Annotated in this window: 16 protein-coding genes and 1 pseudogene; 5 read left to right on the forward strand and 12 right to left on the reverse strand. The window is 62.4% G+C overall.

Features of this window, described 5'->3' with window-relative positions; genetic code table 11:
- Positions 1 to 4: 4 nt before the first annotated feature.
- Together IHQ71_RS20335 and IHQ71_RS20340 are read right to left on the reverse strand one after the other, a co-directional pair.
- Positions 5 to 502, reverse strand: a complete 498-nt coding sequence (locus IHQ71_RS20335; RefSeq protein ID WP_258158250.1) for a helix-turn-helix domain-containing protein — start codon at positions 500 to 502, stop codon at positions 5 to 7.
- A 76-nt stretch (positions 503 to 578) separates the two neighbouring features.
- A pseudogene (locus tag IHQ71_RS20340) lies at positions 579 to 863 on the reverse strand (AraC family transcriptional regulator); the annotation flags it as partial.
- A 132-nt stretch (positions 864 to 995) separates the two neighbouring features.
- On the opposite strand from IHQ71_RS20340, the gene IHQ71_RS20345 reads away from it, so the two are divergent.
- Positions 996 to 1832: an N-acyl homoserine lactonase family protein gene (locus IHQ71_RS20345; RefSeq protein ID WP_258158251.1), complete on the forward strand. Its 837-nt coding sequence runs from the start codon at positions 996 to 998 to the stop codon at positions 1830 to 1832.
- A gap of 76 nt (positions 1833 to 1908) precedes the next feature.
- Here the strand turns inward: IHQ71_RS20345 and IHQ71_RS20350 are convergent, their stop codons facing one another.
- Positions 1909 to 2808 (reverse strand): LysR family transcriptional regulator, encoded by a 900-nt coding sequence (locus IHQ71_RS20350; protein ID WP_258158252.1) that lies wholly within the window; start codon positions 2806 to 2808, stop codon positions 1909 to 1911.
- 101 nt (positions 2809 to 2909) lie between these two features.
- Between IHQ71_RS20350 and IHQ71_RS20355 the strand changes: the two genes are divergently transcribed.
- From IHQ71_RS20355 to minE, 4 genes are all read left to right on the forward strand, one after another.
- Positions 2910 to 3923, forward strand: a complete 1014-nt coding sequence (locus IHQ71_RS20355; RefSeq protein WP_258162895.1) for an NAD(P)-dependent alcohol dehydrogenase — start codon at positions 2910 to 2912, stop codon at positions 3921 to 3923.
- A 260-nt stretch (positions 3924 to 4183) separates the two neighbouring features.
- On the forward strand, positions 4184 to 4933 hold the full coding sequence (gene minC, locus IHQ71_RS20360) for a septum site-determining protein MinC (protein WP_258158253.1): 750 nt from the start codon (positions 4184 to 4186) through the stop codon (positions 4931 to 4933).
- A gap of 19 nt (positions 4934 to 4952) precedes the next feature.
- The gene (gene minD / locus IHQ71_RS20365) at positions 4953 to 5768 is read left to right on the forward strand and encodes a septum site-determining protein MinD (protein ID WP_258158254.1); all 816 of its coding nucleotides are present in this window, start codon (positions 4953 to 4955) and stop codon (positions 5766 to 5768) included.
- The gene (gene minE, locus IHQ71_RS20370; protein WP_258158255.1) at positions 5765 to 6028 is read left to right on the forward strand and encodes a cell division topological specificity factor MinE; all 264 of its coding nucleotides are present in this window, start codon (positions 5765 to 5767) and stop codon (positions 6026 to 6028) included. Before minD ends, minE begins: the two co-directional genes overlap by 4 nt.
- 42 nt (positions 6029 to 6070) lie before the next feature.
- Here minE and IHQ71_RS20375 read toward each other — a convergent pair whose 3' ends face one another.
- The 9 genes from IHQ71_RS20375 to ssuD form a co-directional block, all read right to left on the reverse strand.
- A complete protein-coding gene (locus IHQ71_RS20375) occupies positions 6071 to 6310 on the reverse strand; it encodes a DUF6074 family protein (RefSeq protein WP_258158256.1) in 240 nt (79 codons plus the stop codon).
- A gap of 142 nt (positions 6311 to 6452) precedes the next feature.
- Entirely contained in the window at positions 6453 to 7760 is a 1308-nt protein-coding gene (gene glnT, locus IHQ71_RS20380; protein ID WP_258158257.1) for a type III glutamate--ammonia ligase, read from the reverse strand.
- Between the two features lie 43 nt (positions 7761 to 7803).
- Positions 7804 to 8265: an OsmC family protein gene (locus IHQ71_RS20385; RefSeq protein WP_258158258.1), complete on the reverse strand. Its 462-nt coding sequence runs from the start codon at positions 8263 to 8265 to the stop codon at positions 7804 to 7806.
- 1 nt (position 8266) lies between these two features.
- The gene (locus IHQ71_RS20390; RefSeq protein WP_258158259.1) at positions 8267 to 9595 is read right to left on the reverse strand and encodes an FMN-binding glutamate synthase family protein; all 1329 of its coding nucleotides are present in this window, start codon (positions 9593 to 9595) and stop codon (positions 8267 to 8269) included.
- A 17-nt stretch (positions 9596 to 9612) separates the two neighbouring features.
- A complete protein-coding gene (locus tag IHQ71_RS20395) occupies positions 9613 to 10299 on the reverse strand; it encodes a GXGXG domain-containing protein (protein ID WP_258158260.1) in 687 nt (228 codons plus the stop codon).
- Between the two features lie 26 nt (positions 10300 to 10325).
- Positions 10326 to 11231, reverse strand: a complete 906-nt coding sequence (locus IHQ71_RS20400; RefSeq protein ID WP_258158261.1) for a glutamine amidotransferase family protein — start codon at positions 11229 to 11231, stop codon at positions 10326 to 10328.
- Positions 11232 to 11334: 103 nt separating this feature from the next.
- Positions 11335 to 12141, reverse strand: a complete 807-nt coding sequence (locus IHQ71_RS20405) for an ABC transporter ATP-binding protein (RefSeq protein ID WP_258158262.1) — start codon at positions 12139 to 12141, stop codon at positions 11335 to 11337.
- Positions 12142 to 12151: 10 nt separating this feature from the next.
- Complete coding sequence (locus IHQ71_RS20410; RefSeq protein WP_374990044.1) at positions 12152 to 12958, reverse strand: ABC transporter permease subunit; 807 nt, start codon at positions 12956 to 12958, stop codon at positions 12152 to 12154.
- Between the two features lie 139 nt (positions 12959 to 13097).
- A complete protein-coding gene (gene ssuD / locus IHQ71_RS20415; RefSeq protein ID WP_258158264.1) occupies positions 13098 to 14270 on the reverse strand; it encodes an FMNH2-dependent alkanesulfonate monooxygenase in 1173 nt (390 codons plus the stop codon).
- Between the last annotated feature and the right edge of the window lie 24 nt (positions 14271 to 14294).

Raw genomic sequence — 14294 nt, forward strand, 5'->3', positions numbered from 1 at the left:
GCTTTTAACCAATCCGCCGCCCCTTCGGCGACGTGCCGTAGTTTTCGCGATAGCGGCGCGCGAAGTGGGAACGGGAATGATAGCCGGCAGCCTCGGCCGCAGCCACGCTCGATGCACCGGAGGCGATCGCGCTTCGACCCGCCTTCAGCCTCTCAACCCGCAGGATCTTGCGGAACGACTGATCCTCCGACGCCAGGCGGCGGCGCAGTGTCGAAGCCCCCAGGCCAAGCTGTCGGGCGAGGCGCTCCACGGTCCAGGCCTCGGACGGCGCGGCGCGGATCGCCCAGGCAACCTCCTCCGCCAGGCTGGTCTCAAAGAGCGGCCGCGCCGCGGCGAGCGGCTGCATCAGCGTCAGCACCTCGGCAAGGCGCAACGCCTTCAGCACGTCGCCTGCCGCATCGCTGGCGATCGAGGTGGCGGCATGAACGAGAGCGTCGACCAGATCGGTGTCGAGAGGAACCGTGAATCCGTGGGTCCCAATTGCGGATTGCTGCCCGATCAACGGCGATATGCCTGGCGGCAGCGACTTCGAGCACCAGGGACTCGTAGGGCGTATGCTCGGCGGGAATGTTGACGACGTCCATCCGCACCCGGCCGGGAAGCACGAACACAGTACCGGGCTCGAAGACATGAACCGTGTCGCCGAGCCACACTTCCTTCTGTCCGCGCAGGAGAATGCCGATCAATGGATTGGGTAGCTCAATTGCCTTCAACCGTTCCCGATCGATCGAGCAGTAGGAAAACAATCGATTTCCATGCTGATACCACCCGGCAGTCCCCATCGGTGCCAGCATCGGGCGCAGCCGCTCGAGCAGCGTGGTTCCCAGATCTGGGTCATTATTGGTCCGGTGATGCATGTTCATAACCTGAACATAGGCGAGGATCGCCGGATAGAAAATACGCCCGCGAGCGTTTCGGGCTCAAACGCGATCATACCGGTCCCAAGTCGCGTTTCGAACTCTGGCACAAGCTGGCCTCCATCCAAGGAGACCACAATGAACGCAATGACAACAAACCTTCTCGCCGGCGCAATCCTGATGATGTCGGGGGCTGCGGCAAATGCCGCGGACGTAGAACTCTGGCGGCTGGATTGCGGAGAGATAGCAGTCGGCGACCTGGCCCTGTTTTCCGACACCTACAATTATTCGGGCGAGAAGCGGACGTTGACCGACAGCTGCTATCTCATCCGTCATGACAAGGATTACATGCTCTGGGATGCGGGACTTCCCGCAGCATTGATCGGAGCCAAAGTCGACAAATCCGCAGCCCTCGCGCCAACGCTGGCGGAAGATCTGCCGACACAGCTTGCCAGGATCGGCATCAAGCCAGCGCAGATCAGCCGGCTAGGCATCAGCCACAATCACTTCGATCATGTCGGGCAGGCATCGACCTTCCCCGGGGCAACACTGATGATCGGGGCTGCGGATCTCGCGCAGTTCAAGGCCGATCCCCTGCCCTTCGCCGTCGACCCGGGCTTCATCAAGCCCTGGCTCGATGGCAGCTCGAAAGTCGATCCGATCTCCGGCGATCGCGACGTGTTCGGTGACGGATCGGTGGTGATCCTTGCCACGCCGGGACACACGCCCGGCGAAACCAGCCTCCTGGTAAAACTGGCGAAGACGGGGCCGGTGCTGTTGTCAGGCGATGTCGCGCATTTCGAGGAGCAATTCGCCAATCACGGCGTGCCAAGCTTTAACCACGATCGCGCCGACACGCTGGCGTCGATGGAAAGGCTGACAGGCATTGCGAAATCGCTCGATGCGATCCTGATCGTCCAGCACGATGCGGCTGATATTGCGAAACTTCCGGCTTTCCCGAAGAGCGCAAATTGATGCGGGCATAGCATTGCTTGATGCTGAGTGCAGGCGAGACGCGGCCCGTCAACGTGACGGGCCGCCCGTTTACGGACTATTCCATAAGACTCGGAAGCTCGGTCACCAATGTATCGATCGCCAGTCGCACTCTCGGCAACATGACCGGTGATCGCGGCCAGACAGCATGCGTTTCGAACGTCACCGAAGGCACCGACGTCAGGACCTGTCGGAGCCGTCCGGCGGCCACGTCGTTCCGGATCATCCAGCAGGGCAGCCAGGCAAGGCCGAACCCGGCACAGGCGGCGTCCCGGATCGACTCGAGGTCGTCGAGCCGAAGCCGTGATCGTGGCAGGACGACCCGCCACGGATCGTCCTGCGATGGAAACACCCAAGTGTCGTGGCTATCCCGCTTGCCGTAGACGATGCCCTCATGTGTCGGGAGTTCATCCAGATCGCTCGGCTCGCCGTGTTTCTCCAGATAGGCCGGCGCCGCACATACCGTCAGGCGCTGGAAGGCGATCCGCCGGGCCATGGTTTCGCTATCGTCCTTGAGGCGGCCGTTGCGAACGGCAAGATCGAGACCATCGGCGCGGAGGTCGGCAACGCGGTCGCTGAATGACAGATCGAGCTCGAGCGCCGGATGCTTGTCGAGCAGGCCGATGAGCAGCGGCGCGACGCACTGACGGCCGAAGATCACCGGCATCGTCACCCTGAGCTTGCCGCGGACTTCGCGACGGCCGGATTCAAGCTCGGCCTCCCCCGCCCGGATCTCCTCGACGGCCCGCTGGCATCGTTCGTAGAAGAAGCGCCCTTCCTCGGTGATGTTCTGGCTGCGCGTAGTGCGGTGAAACAGCCGTACCTTCAGCCGTTCCTCCAGCCGGGCGACCGTCTTGGCGACTGCGGAACGTGTCAGGTTGAGCCTCTTCGCCGCAGCGGAAAAGCCTCCGGCTTCGACCGTTTCGACATAGACCGCGATGTCTTTCAGGTGCTCCATATTGTATCCCCAACGGAACCAGTATGACGAATTTATAGCGCAACTGCCGATGCATTTTCAACAGTATGCTTCCTTTCATCGAAATGTGAAGGAGCAACATGATGAGAACGGCACGGCAATGGAGCATGACGGCAATCGGCCCAAAGGACTTCGAGATTCGGACGGCCGAGGTAGCCGAACCCACCCATGGCGAGGTCCTCGTGCGGACAGAGGCGGTCTCGCTGAACTACCGCGACAAGCTGGTCCTGGAAAACGGCATGGGCCTGCCGCTTCAATTTCCCGTCGTGCCGGCGTCCGACATGGCGGGCACGGTCGAGGCCGTCGGCCCCGGCGTGACCCGCTTCAAGCCGGGAGACAAGGTGATTTCCACGTTCATGCCCGGCCGAATCGAAGGCAAGGGGTTGGGCGATGCACGCAACCCGCCCTACAAGACGCTGGGCGGCTCTTATCCCGGCGTGCTCAGCGAATACGTGACGTTCCCTGCGGACTGGTTCGCCGCAGCGCCAAGGACACTCGATCCGGGTGAGGCCAGCACACTGCCCTGTGCTGGGCTCACCGCATGGATGGCGCTTGTGGAGAGCGGACATCTCAAACCGGGCGAAAAAGTGCTGATCCAGGGTACCGGCGGTGTCGCGCTCTTCGCGCTGCAGATTGCCAGGGCCCATGGTGCCGAGACCTTCGTCACTTCATCGAGCGCCGAGAAGCTCGAGCGTGTGCGTTTGCTGGGCGCCAATCATCTTCTGCCCAGGGATGGCTGGGTGGAGAACCTTCTCGACTTGACCGACGGCTATGGCGCCGATCACGTGCTCGACATTGCGGGCGGTGCAGGCTTCGCGGAGGCGTTGAACGCCGTCGCCGTGGGCGGCCGTGTGTCGTTGATCGGGGTGTTCGCCGGGCTCGAGATTTCCGGTCCGGCGCCGGCGCTGTTGCTCAAGTCGCCGGTGGTCCAGGGCATCTCCGTCGGGCATCGACGTGCGCTGGAGGATTTCGTCCGGGCCGTCGATACGATCGGGCTCAAGCCGGTGATCGACAGGCGGTATCGTTTTGACGAGGCCGACCATGCACTTGCCCATCTCGATCGCGGCCCCTTCGGCAAGGTCGTGATCGAATTCTGATCATGTCCGCATGAGAAAGAGAGCCTGAAAGCGAAAGGTCCGGAAGCAGGACGTTCCGGACCACTCGCCTTGAAGCGGACTTTTGCGTCGAAAAGTCAGCCCCAGAGATTCAACGAGCTTGGCCCCTGATGATCCATTCTCGCCAAATAAATCGTGGCGTCACGGTCGCGTCGAAGCGCCAAGACAGCCTCGATCCAGCTTCCGGGAGGAATAATGGCGCTTCGCTTTGCTGCTCATCAGCCAATGAAAATTTCTCAGCCATGTCAGACGCACTCCCGGACGCTCGTTCCATCCGCATCAAAGGCAAGTCCTTTCTTGCCGTCGTCCTGACGCCCGAAATGCCTCTCGACCAGTGGCTCGCGGGTCTCGATAACCTCGCGGCGCGTTCGGCGGGCTTCTTTCTCGAACGCCCCGTGGTCCTCGATGTCACGGACCTCGCGGTGAGCAAGCTCGAATTCAAGCATCTCCTCGGCGAACTCTCGACCAGAAGCGTCAGGATCATGGGTGTCGAAGGCGCGCGCCCCTCGATGCTCGAACCCGGCATGCCGCCCATCATGAAGGGCGGCCGTCCCGGCGCGGATATCGAAGTCCATTCCGTGACATCAGCCGTAGAGCCGAAAGCCGAGCCGCAGATCGAGATAGCGGAGGCAAGCCGCGCACCGGTTGCGGTTCCCGCGTTACAGCAGTCCATCGTGATCAGGCACCCTGTGCGCTCGGGCCAGTCCATCATCTTCCCCGAAGGCGACGTCACGATCATCGGCTCGGTCGCCTCGGGCGCCGAGGTGATCGCCGGCGGCTCGGTTCACATCTACGGAACCCTTCGCGGCCGCGCCATTGCCGGCACACTGGGCAACGCGTCGGCCAGCATCTTTTGCCGCAAGCTCGAGGCCGAGCTGCTCTCGATCGACGGCATCTACACCACTGCCGATCAATTCACCTCGGATCTGCAGGGCCAGGCTGTTCACCTCTGGTTGGACGGCGATGAAATGAAAATTCAGAAAATTGCATAGCAACAACGGAGCGGACCGGATGGGAAAAGTAGTCGTTGTAACTTCGGGCAAGGGGGGCGTCGGCAAGACGACATCCACCGCTGCGCTCGGTGCCGCCCTCGCCTTGCGCAACGAGAAGGTCGTGCTCGTCGATTTCGACGTCGGCCTGCGCAATCTCGATCTGATCATGGGTGCGGAACGCCGGGTCGTCTACGATCTCGTCAATGTCATCCAGGGCGACGCCAAGCTCACCCAGGCACTCATCCGCGACAAGCGGCTGGAAAACCTGTTCCTGCTTCCGGCGTCCCAGACGCGCGACAAGGATGCGCTCACCGCCGAAGGCGTCGAATGGGTTATCGCCGAACTCAAGCGCTACTTCGACTGGGTGATCTGCGACAGCCCCGCCGGCATCGAGCGCGGCGCGACACTCGCGATGCGCCATGCCGACGAGGCCGTGATCGTGACCAATCCGGAAGTCTCATCGGTGCGCGACTCCGACCGCATTATCGGTCTTCTCGATTCGAAGACGATGAAGGCCGAGCGCGGCGAGCGGATGGAAAAGCACCTGCTGCTGACACGCTACGATGCAGTGCGGGCCGAGCGCGGCGACATGCTCAAGGTCGATGACGTCCTCGAGATCCTGTCCATTCCGCTGCTGGGCATCATCCCGGAAAGCCCCGAGGTTCTTCGTGCATCGAATGTCGGCGCCCCGGTCACGATCGCGGATTTCAAGAGCGCACCGGCGCAAGCCTATTTCGACGCGGTTCGCCGGCTTGCGGGCGAAGACGTGCCCATGTCCATCCCGGGAAACAAGACCAGCCTGTTCGGGAAAATCTTCGGCCGGAGGGCGGCATGAATATACTCAGCCTGTTCAAGCGGCAAAAATCAGCGTCCACCGCACGCGACCGGCTTCAATTGCTGCTCGCCCATGAGCGGTCATCGATCGGACAGACCGATCTTGTGGCCATCCTGCGGGAAGAAATCCTTGCCGTCATCTCCAAGCATATCCAGCTCGATGCCGACAAGGTTCAGGTCAAGCTCGACCGCGACAAGAACTTCTCGCTGCTGGAAATCGATGTGGAGATTCCGTTGCACAGCGAACTCGACGCGGCGTAGGAAAGCACGGCTCACCAGCTCTCAACACCGGGCAGCCGGCGCTCAGACGGCTTCGGCGATATACTGCAGCTCGATTTGAACGGCGGCCTGGAAGTCCAGTATCTGCTCCCGCACCTCGTTTTCAGCGACACCCATGGCCTGCATCCTTGCGGCCATGGACCGCATGAGCTCTTTCCACGCCGCGACTGCAGCTGCCCCATGCGTCTCGTTGAGCATCCTCGCTGCCTGCTCGATCTCCGACCGACGTCGTGCGGCTGGAAATGCGATGGCATGGAATGTCATGGGCGGCTCCTGAAGAATCGAATCGTTTCGGTTCTTCAGGTTGCACGGCGGATGGTTAAGAATTGACTTCAGGCGCCAAATACAAATCGACGAGAGATCTTGCTCGGATGTCACCGGGCAAGATCTCGCAACAGATTCAGGCTTATACGTCGAGCGTCGTCGAATGTTCCCATGCGGTGAACTGTCCGCAATAGGCATTCCACTCGCCATGCTTGAGCTTCAGGTAGGCGGCCGAGAATTCGGCGCCGAGCGCCGTCTGAAGCTCGGTATCCTTCTCGTATTCGCGCAATGCATCGAGAAGATTGAGCGGCAGCTTCGGGGCATTCTTGACCGTGTGCCCGTCCTTGTACATGTCGATGTTGTGATGCGGCCCGGGATCGGCCTGGCTGCGCATGCCCGAGAGGCCAGCCGCGATGATGATCGCCTGCAACAGATATGGGTTCACCGCACCATCCGGCAGGCGAAGCTCGAAGCGGCCCGGCCCCGGCACGCGGACCATGTGCGTGCGGTTGTTGCCGGTCCAGGTCACGCTGTTGGGCGCCCAGGTGGCACCCGAGATCGTACGCGGCGCGTTGATGCGCTTGTAGGAATTGACCGTCGGGTTGGTGACCGCAGCAAGCGCCGAAGCGTGCTTCATGATGCCGCCGAGGAAGGTGCGGCCGCGTGCCGACAGGCCGAAATCCATCTTCGGATCGGCGAAGGCATTGGTTTTGCCCGCGGTATCCCAGACCGAGATATGCGCATGGCAGCCGTTGCCGGTCAGGCCCTTGAACGGCTTGGGCATGAATGTCGCGCGCAGGCCATGCTTTTCGGCAACCGACTTGACCATGAACTTGAAGAAGGAATGCTTGTCCGCCGTTTGCAGCGCGTCGTCATATTCCCAGTTCATCTCGAACTGGCCGTTCGCGTCCTCATGGTCGTTCTGGTAGGGCTTCCAGCCGAGTTCCAGCATGTGGTCGCAGATCTCGGTGATCACGTCATAGCGCCGCATCAGCGCCTGCTGGTCGTAGCACGGCTTTTCGCCGGTATCGAACTCGTCGGAAATCTTGGAGCCATCAGGCGAGATCAGGAAGAATTCCGGCTCGACGCCCGTCTTCACGCGCAGGCCGTCGGACGCCGCTTCGGCCACCAGGCGCTTGAGCGTATTGCGCGGCGCCTGTTCGACCTGCTTGTTGTCCATCCAGCAATCCGCCGCGACCCAGGCCGTTTCCTTCTTCCAGGGAAGCTGGATGGCCGAAGACGCATCCGGCCGGGCGAACAGATCGGGATGCGCCGGCGTCATGTCGAGCCAGGTGGCAAAACCGGCAAATCCGGCGCCCTCTTCCTGCATGCCTCTGATCGCTGCCGTCGGAACCAGCTTCGCGCGCTGCGCCCCGAAAAGATCGGTGAAGCTGATCATGAAATATTTGACGCCCCGCTCCTTGGCCCAGGCTTCAAGATCGATTGTCATCCGTCGGTTCCCCATTCCTCGTTTTCGATCGGCCACGCGGGCCTTATTCAGCAGGTTCGCACCGCACCTCGGTCCGAACGGAATTCGCGATGAAGCACTCGTCATGCGCCGCATGATGAAGTTCATCGATTATATCCGCCGCAGGCCGCGCGCCTTCCCAGTCAATGCGCGGCTTGAGCGTGACGCGGGACACCCAGAAGCGCCCCGCTTCGTTCTTGGACATCACGCCGTCGGCGATGTCCTCATAGCGATTGACCACCAGTCCGCGCTTGGCCGCGAGGTACAGGAAGGTCAGCATGTGGCAGGAGGAGAGGCTGGCGATGAAGGCCTCTTCCGGATCCACGCCTGCGGGATCGGAATAGCGTGGCACGACATGCGGCGACGAGGACGCGCGTATGCTCACCCCGCCGTCGAACGACCAGCTATGCCCACGGCCGTAGCGATTGTCGGTGAACGGCTCCTCAGGAGCGCGTTCCCAGACTATCGTTGCCGTGTAGCTAGCCATGTCAGAAACCGCCCTTGCCCGGGATCCAGCTCGTGCCGGCAAGCGGCACCTGCGCCATGGCGGATGCCTCGATCGTCAGCGCCACCAGGTCTTCCGGCTCGAGATTGTGCAGGTGGTTCTTGCCGCAGGCGCGCGCGATGGTCTGCGCTTCCAGCGTCATCACCTTGAGGAAATTTGCGAGACGCCGTCCGGCAGCAACCGGGTCGAGCCGCATGGCGAGTTCAGGGTCCTGCGTCGTGATGCCGGCCGGGTCCTTGCCCTCGTGCCAGTCGTCATAGGCGCCGGCTGTCGTGCCGAGCTTGCGGTATTCTTCCTCCCAGTGCGGGTCGTTGTCGCCGATCGCCACGAGCGCCGCCGTACCGATGGCAACCGCGTCGGCGCCGAGCGCCAAAGCCTTGGCCACATCGGCACCCGAACGAATGCCGCCGGAGATCACCAGCTGCACCTTGCGATGCATGCCGAGTTCCTGCAGCGCCTGGACGGCGGGGCGGATACAGGCGAGCGTCGGCATGCCGACATTTTCGATGAAGACATCCTGCGTCGCCGCAGTACCGCCCTGCATGCCATCGAGCACCACGACGTCGGCGCCGGCTTTCACGGCAAGCGCGGTATCGTAATAGGGCCGCGCGCCGCCGACCTTCACATAGATCGGCTTTTCCCAGTCGGTGATTTCGCGCAGTTCGAGGATCTTGATCTCGAGATCATCAGGGCCGGTCCAGTCCGGGTGACGGCAGGCCGAGCGCTGGTCGATGCCTTTCGGCAGGTTGCGCATGTTCGCGACACGGTCGGAAATCTTCTGGCCGAGCAACATGCCGCCGCCGCCGGGCTTGGCGCCCTGGCCCACCACGATCTCGATCGCATCGGCGCGGCGCAGATCCCTTGGGTTCATGCCGTAGCGTGACGGCAGGTACTGGTAGACCAGCGTCTGGCTGTGGCCGCGCTCCTCGTCCGTCATGCCGCCGTCGCCTGTGGTGGTCGAGGTGCCGGCAATGGTTGCGCCGCGTCCGAGCGCTTCCTTGGCATTGCCCGACAGTGCGCCGAAGCTCATCCCGGCAATGGTGATCGGCGTCTTGAGCCGGATCGGCTTCTTGGCGAAGCGCGAGCCGAGCACCACGGATGTGTCGCAGGTCTCGCGATAGCCTTCGAGCGGATAGCGCGAGATCGAGGCACCGAGAAACAGCAGATCGTCGAAATGCGGCACCTTGCGCTTGGCGCCGGCGCCCCGGATATCATAGATGCCGGTCGCCGCCGCACGGCGAATTTCCGCAAGCGTATAGTCATCGAACGTCGCTGACTTGCGAGGCGGCGTATAGGGATTGTGGTACGACATGAATGCCCTCTCGTCGCTCAGTATGCGTCGGCGTTGTCGATGTTGAAATTGTAGAGTTTGCGGGCGGAGCCGTAGCGTTTGAATTCTTCCGGCTTGACGCCAGTCACGCCAGCCTTGGCCAGAAGTCCGGCCAGCACCGTGATATGCTCCGGCCGCATTTCCTTCTCGATGCAATCGGCGCCGAGGCTCTTGACCTTGCCGCGCACGAAGAGCTTGGCCTCGTAGAGCGAGTCGCCCAGCGCGTCGCCGGCATCGCCCAGCACGACGAGGTGACCGGATTGTCCCATGAAAGCCGACATATGACCAATATTGCCATGCACGACGATATCGATGCCCTTCATCGAAATGCCGCAGCGCGAGGCCGCATTACCCTTGACGACCAGCAATCCGCCGCGACCGGTGGCGCCGGCATACTGGCTGGCATCGCCCTCGATCACGACGGTGCCCGACATCATGTTCTCGGCGACGCCCGGCCCGGCCGAGCCGTGCACGGTGATCGTGCCGCCATCGTTCATCCCGGCGCAGTAGTAACCGACCGAGCCTTTGACATCGACATTGACTGCTGCATCCACTCCGACCGCCACCGAATGGCTACCGCGTGGGTTGATCACCTCGAACTGCGTATCGTTGGCACCTTGGGGGAGCGCATGGAGCGCGCTGTTGAGTTCCCTGAGGGGCGTCGTCGAAAGATCGAAAACCGGCATTAGAAAACTTTCTCGTTCGTGCCGGCTCAGGCGGCTTTTTCATGATCCCAGAAATAGACGGTGGCGGGCTCCGGCTCCCACACACGGGCGTTTTCGATGCCCGGCAGGTTGACGAGCGCCCGGTATTCGGAGCCGAAGGCGACATACTGCTCGGTCTCGGCCATGACGGCGGGCTTGCAGGCGATCGGGTCGCGCACCACGCCGAAGCCCGATTTAGTGCCAACGACGAAAGTGAAGAAGCCGTCGAGATCATCGAGCGCGCCGGTCAGAGCTTGGCCGAGGTCCTTACCCTTGGCCATCTCGGCGGTGAGATAGGCGGCAGCAACCTCGGTGTCGTTCTCGGTCTCGAAGGTCATGCCCTCGCGCTTGAGTTCGCGACGCAGGTTGTTGTGGTTGGAGAGCGAACCGTTATGTACGAGGCACTGATCGCCGCCGGTCGAGAACGGGTGAGCGCCGAGCGTCGTCACCGCCGATTCCGTCGCCATGCGGGTGTGGCCGATGCCATGCGAGCCGGACATTCCGCGCACGTCGAAGCGCGCCACGACGTCCTTGGGCAGGCCGACTTCCTTGTAGATTTCGACGCTATCGCCCGAACTCATGATCTTCACATCCGGGCGGACTTCAGCAATCTTCGAACGGATCGAGGCGATGTCGGCAGCGTCGAATTCGACCACCGCATGGGTGCTCTTGACGGCCACCGTGGCCTTGATGCCGGCGCGTGAAAGATCCTCCGCGAGGCCCGCGAAATCAACCTTGGGCTTGGCCGACTGCAGGGTCACCTTGGCGCGCCCCTCGGCTGCCGATCCGTAGATGGCGATGCCGGCCGAATCCGGACCGCGATCGGACATCGTGATCAGCATATCCGAGAGCAGCGCACCCAGTTGAGGCTCGAGACTCCGATCCTTCAGGAACAATCCGACAATACCGCACATAGCCAACGTCTCCACTTTGTGTAGGTGGAGAAGAGTGCTAACAGAGGACCGCGGTCAAATCAACCTTGAGGAATAAAATATTCTTCTTAGGAAAACATGCCCGCTAGTATGAGTGACCGCCGAGGATGGTTGATAGCAGTTCGCCCTCGAGCTCGGAAAGCTCCGCCGAACCGTGCTTGCGCGGATGCGGGTGAGGCACTGCAATATCCCTGGAAATGCGGCCTTCGTCCAGCACGATCACCCGGTCGGCGAGATGCACCGCTTCACTCACATCATGTGTCACCAGCACCGCCGTGAAGCCCTGTTCGCGCCACACGCGGCTGAGCAATTGCTGCATGCTGATGCGGGTCAGTGCGTCGAGCGCGCCAAGCGGCTCGTCGAGCGCCAGGAAATTCGGCTTCGATACCAGCGCCCGGGCCAGCGCCACACGCTGCCGTTGGCCGCCGGAGAGCCGCGACGGCCATTCCTTGGCCTTCTCCGTCAACTGGACCTCGTTAAGCGCCACCCGCGCCTTCGCCCGTCCCTCCGCCGCCGGCACCCCTTCGCCGAGACCAACCGCGACATTGTCCGCTACGTCGAACCAGGGCAGCAGCCTCGGCTCCTGGAACACTATCCGCCCATTGGGCGTCGTTTCGGTGCCATCGGCGCTGTGGAATGACAGGTTGCCGCCGGTATGGCTGTCGAGCCCCATCAGGATGCGCAGCAGCGTAGACTTGCCGCAGCCGCTCTTGCCGACAACAGCCACGAACTGGCCGGCAGGCACTTCGAGATCGATGCCACGCAACACGCGGTTGGAACCGAATGTCTTCTCGATGCCTTCGAGGCGCAGCCCGACGGCGCGTTCGCCGGCCAGGCTATCGGGAAAATTCTCAAGTCCATTGCCTGTGCGCTGAGCTGTTGCGATTGCCATGGGAGGCTCCTTATTTCTGATAGGCCGGGTTCCAGGACAGCGCCTTGCGCTCCAGGAACCGTGCGACGACATCGGCGAGCTTGCCCAGCAGCGCATAGATCACCAGCGCCAGCACCACGACATCGGTCATCATGAATTCGCGCGCCGTGTTGGCCATGTGGCCGATGCCGGAAGACGCGGCGATCGATTCCGAAACGATCAGCGTCAGCCACATGATGCCGAGCGCATAGCGCAGGCCGACGAAGATCGACGGCAGGGCGGCGGGGAAGATGATCTTGCGGAACAGCGACCAGTTGCCCATGCCATAGACGCGGCCCATCTCGATCAGGTCGCGGTCGACATTGCGCACGCCGTGATAGGTGTTGAGATAGATGGGAAACAGCACACCGAGCGAAGTGAGGAAAAGCTTGGATTCCTCACCGATGCCGAACCACAGGATGACGAGCGGTATCATCGCCAGATGCGGGACGGTACGGACCATCTGCAGCGTCGTATCGGTGAGTTGTTCGGAAAGCTTCGACACGCCATTGGCGATGCCGAGCAGGAAACCGATTGAGCCACCCACCACGAGACCCGCCAGCGCGCGACCGGCACTGACCGCGATGTCATGCGGCAATTGCCCCGTCCGCGTCGTTTCCCAGAAGGCAGCCACGACATCGAGCGGCGACGGCATGATGCGCGCCGAAATCCAGCCCACCGATGACAGGAACTGCCACAGCAGGATGACGGCGACCGGCACCACATAGGGCAGCAGGTTGCGAGGCTCGAAGGACGGTAGCCGGATGGTGGCCGGTTTCGACCGGCGTTGGCCGGCGATCGCCGGGCCTTCATATGAATCGATCGTGGTCACTGGATCATCTCCGTTCTGGTCATCCCGATGGCCTCTCTGGTCATCCCGTGGGCCTCCCGTCTGATGCGAAAGACGCGGCGATTGCCCGCCGCGCCAATCGTCCAATTCACGATCCCGAAACGACCTTGAGATTGCCGCCATGGCCGCCACCTCCAAAGACCCGCGCCTGCGGGAACTCGCTGTTGGGATTGACCGTCTTTGCGCCACTGTCGATGCCGAGTTCGGGGAACAACAGTTCCGCGACCCGATAGGCCTCTTCCAGATGCGGATAGCCGGATGCGATCAAGGTATCGATGCCGATGTCCTGGTATTCGCGGAGCCGCGCCGCGACGGTCTTCGGGGAGCCGACAAGTGCCGTGCCCGCACCGGACCGCACGAGGCCGATGCCGGCCCAGAGGTTCGGGGAGACTTCCAGCTTGTCGCGACGGCCGTTATGCAATGCCGCCATGCGCTTCTGGCCCACGGAATCCGCTTCCGTCACAAAGCGTGCCTGCGCTTCGGCAATCGTATCGTCGCCGAGCTTGGAGATCAGCTTGTCGGCCGCTTCCCAGGCTTCCTCGTCCGTCTCGCGCACGATCAGGTGGAGACGGATGCCGAAGCTGGGGTCACGGCCCGTCTTGGCGCAGGCCTTGCGCACGGCTTCGATCTTCTCGGCCACCTGTGCGGGCGGTTCGCCCCAGGTGAGATACTTGTCGCCACGGTTGGCGTAAAAGTCGATGCCGGCATCCGACGAGCCGCCGAAATAGAGCGGCGGGCGGGGGGCTTGCACCGGCGGGAAGCCGAGTCGCGCACCCTTTGCCTGGATGTACTTGCCATCGAGCGTTGCCTCGCCCTTGGCCAGCAGTGCTTCGAACACGTCGAAGAATTCGTCGGCGTGGTCGTAGCGCTCGTCATGCGGCAGGAAGATGCCGTCGCCGGCGAGTTCGGCGGGACTGCCGCCGACCACGATGTTGAGCAGCAGCCGGCCATTGGAAATGCGATCGAGCGTGGTGGCAAGGCGCGCATAATAGGCGGGCGATGCCGTTCCCGGCCGGATCGCGACCAGGAACTTCAGCCGTTCGGTCGCCGTGGCAAGACCTGCTGCGGTCACGAAGGATTCCTCGCAGGCCACGCCCGTCGGCAGCAGCACGCCGGAATAGCCGAGACGATCCACCGCCTGGGCGATCTCGCGGAGATAGCGGAAATCCGGCGCACGATTCAGTTCGCTCGAACCGAGATAGGTCCCGTCACCCGATGTCGGGATGAACCACATGAAGTCGATCGGTTTCTTGCTCGACATGAAAAGGACTCCTTGAAATGGATC

The organism is Rhizobium sp. TH2 (genome assembly GCF_024707525.1).
Classification (GTDB): domain Bacteria; phylum Pseudomonadota; class Alphaproteobacteria; order Rhizobiales; family Rhizobiaceae; genus Rhizobium_E.

What these genes read in the sequence shown, in the direction of transcription:
- IHQ71_RS20345 (WP_258158251.1), top strand. Translation starts at nt 996, where the DNA reads ATGAACGCAATGACAACAAACCTTCTCGCCGGCGCAATCCTGATGATG.
- IHQ71_RS20350 (WP_258158252.1), bottom strand. Translation starts at nt 2,808, where the DNA reads ATGGAGCACCTGAAAGACATCGCGGTCTATGTCGAAACGGTCGAAGCC.
- IHQ71_RS20355 (WP_258162895.1), top strand. Translation starts at nt 2,910, where the DNA reads ATGAGAACGGCACGGCAATGGAGCATGACGGCAATCGGCCCAAAGGAC.
- minC (WP_258158253.1), top strand. Translation starts at nt 4,184, where the DNA reads ATGTCAGACGCACTCCCGGACGCTCGTTCCATCCGCATCAAAGGCAAG.
- minD (WP_258158254.1), top strand. Translation starts at nt 4,953, where the DNA reads ATGGGAAAAGTAGTCGTTGTAACTTCGGGCAAGGGGGGCGTCGGCAAG.
- minE (WP_258158255.1), top strand. Translation starts at nt 5,765, where the DNA reads ATGAATATACTCAGCCTGTTCAAGCGGCAAAAATCAGCGTCCACCGCA.
- IHQ71_RS20375 (WP_258158256.1), bottom strand. Translation starts at nt 6,310, where the DNA reads ATGACATTCCATGCCATCGCATTTCCAGCCGCACGACGTCGGTCGGAG.
- glnT (WP_258158257.1), bottom strand. Translation starts at nt 7,760, where the DNA reads ATGACAATCGATCTTGAAGCCTGGGCCAAGGAGCGGGGCGTCAAATAT.
- IHQ71_RS20385 (WP_258158258.1), bottom strand. Translation starts at nt 8,265, where the DNA reads ATGGCTAGCTACACGGCAACGATAGTCTGGGAACGCGCTCCTGAGGAG.
- IHQ71_RS20390 (WP_258158259.1), bottom strand. Translation starts at nt 9,595, where the DNA reads ATGTCGTACCACAATCCCTATACGCCGCCTCGCAAGTCAGCGACGTTC.
- IHQ71_RS20395 (WP_258158260.1), bottom strand. Translation starts at nt 10,299, where the DNA reads ATGCCGGTTTTCGATCTTTCGACGACGCCCCTCAGGGAACTCAACAGC.
- IHQ71_RS20400 (WP_258158261.1), bottom strand. Translation starts at nt 11,231, where the DNA reads ATGTGCGGTATTGTCGGATTGTTCCTGAAGGATCGGAGTCTCGAGCCT.
- IHQ71_RS20405 (WP_258158262.1), bottom strand. Translation starts at nt 12,141, where the DNA reads ATGGCAATCGCAACAGCTCAGCGCACAGGCAATGGACTTGAGAATTTT.
- ssuD (WP_258158264.1), bottom strand. Translation starts at nt 14,270, where the DNA reads ATGTCGAGCAAGAAACCGATCGACTTCATGTGGTTCATCCCGACATCG.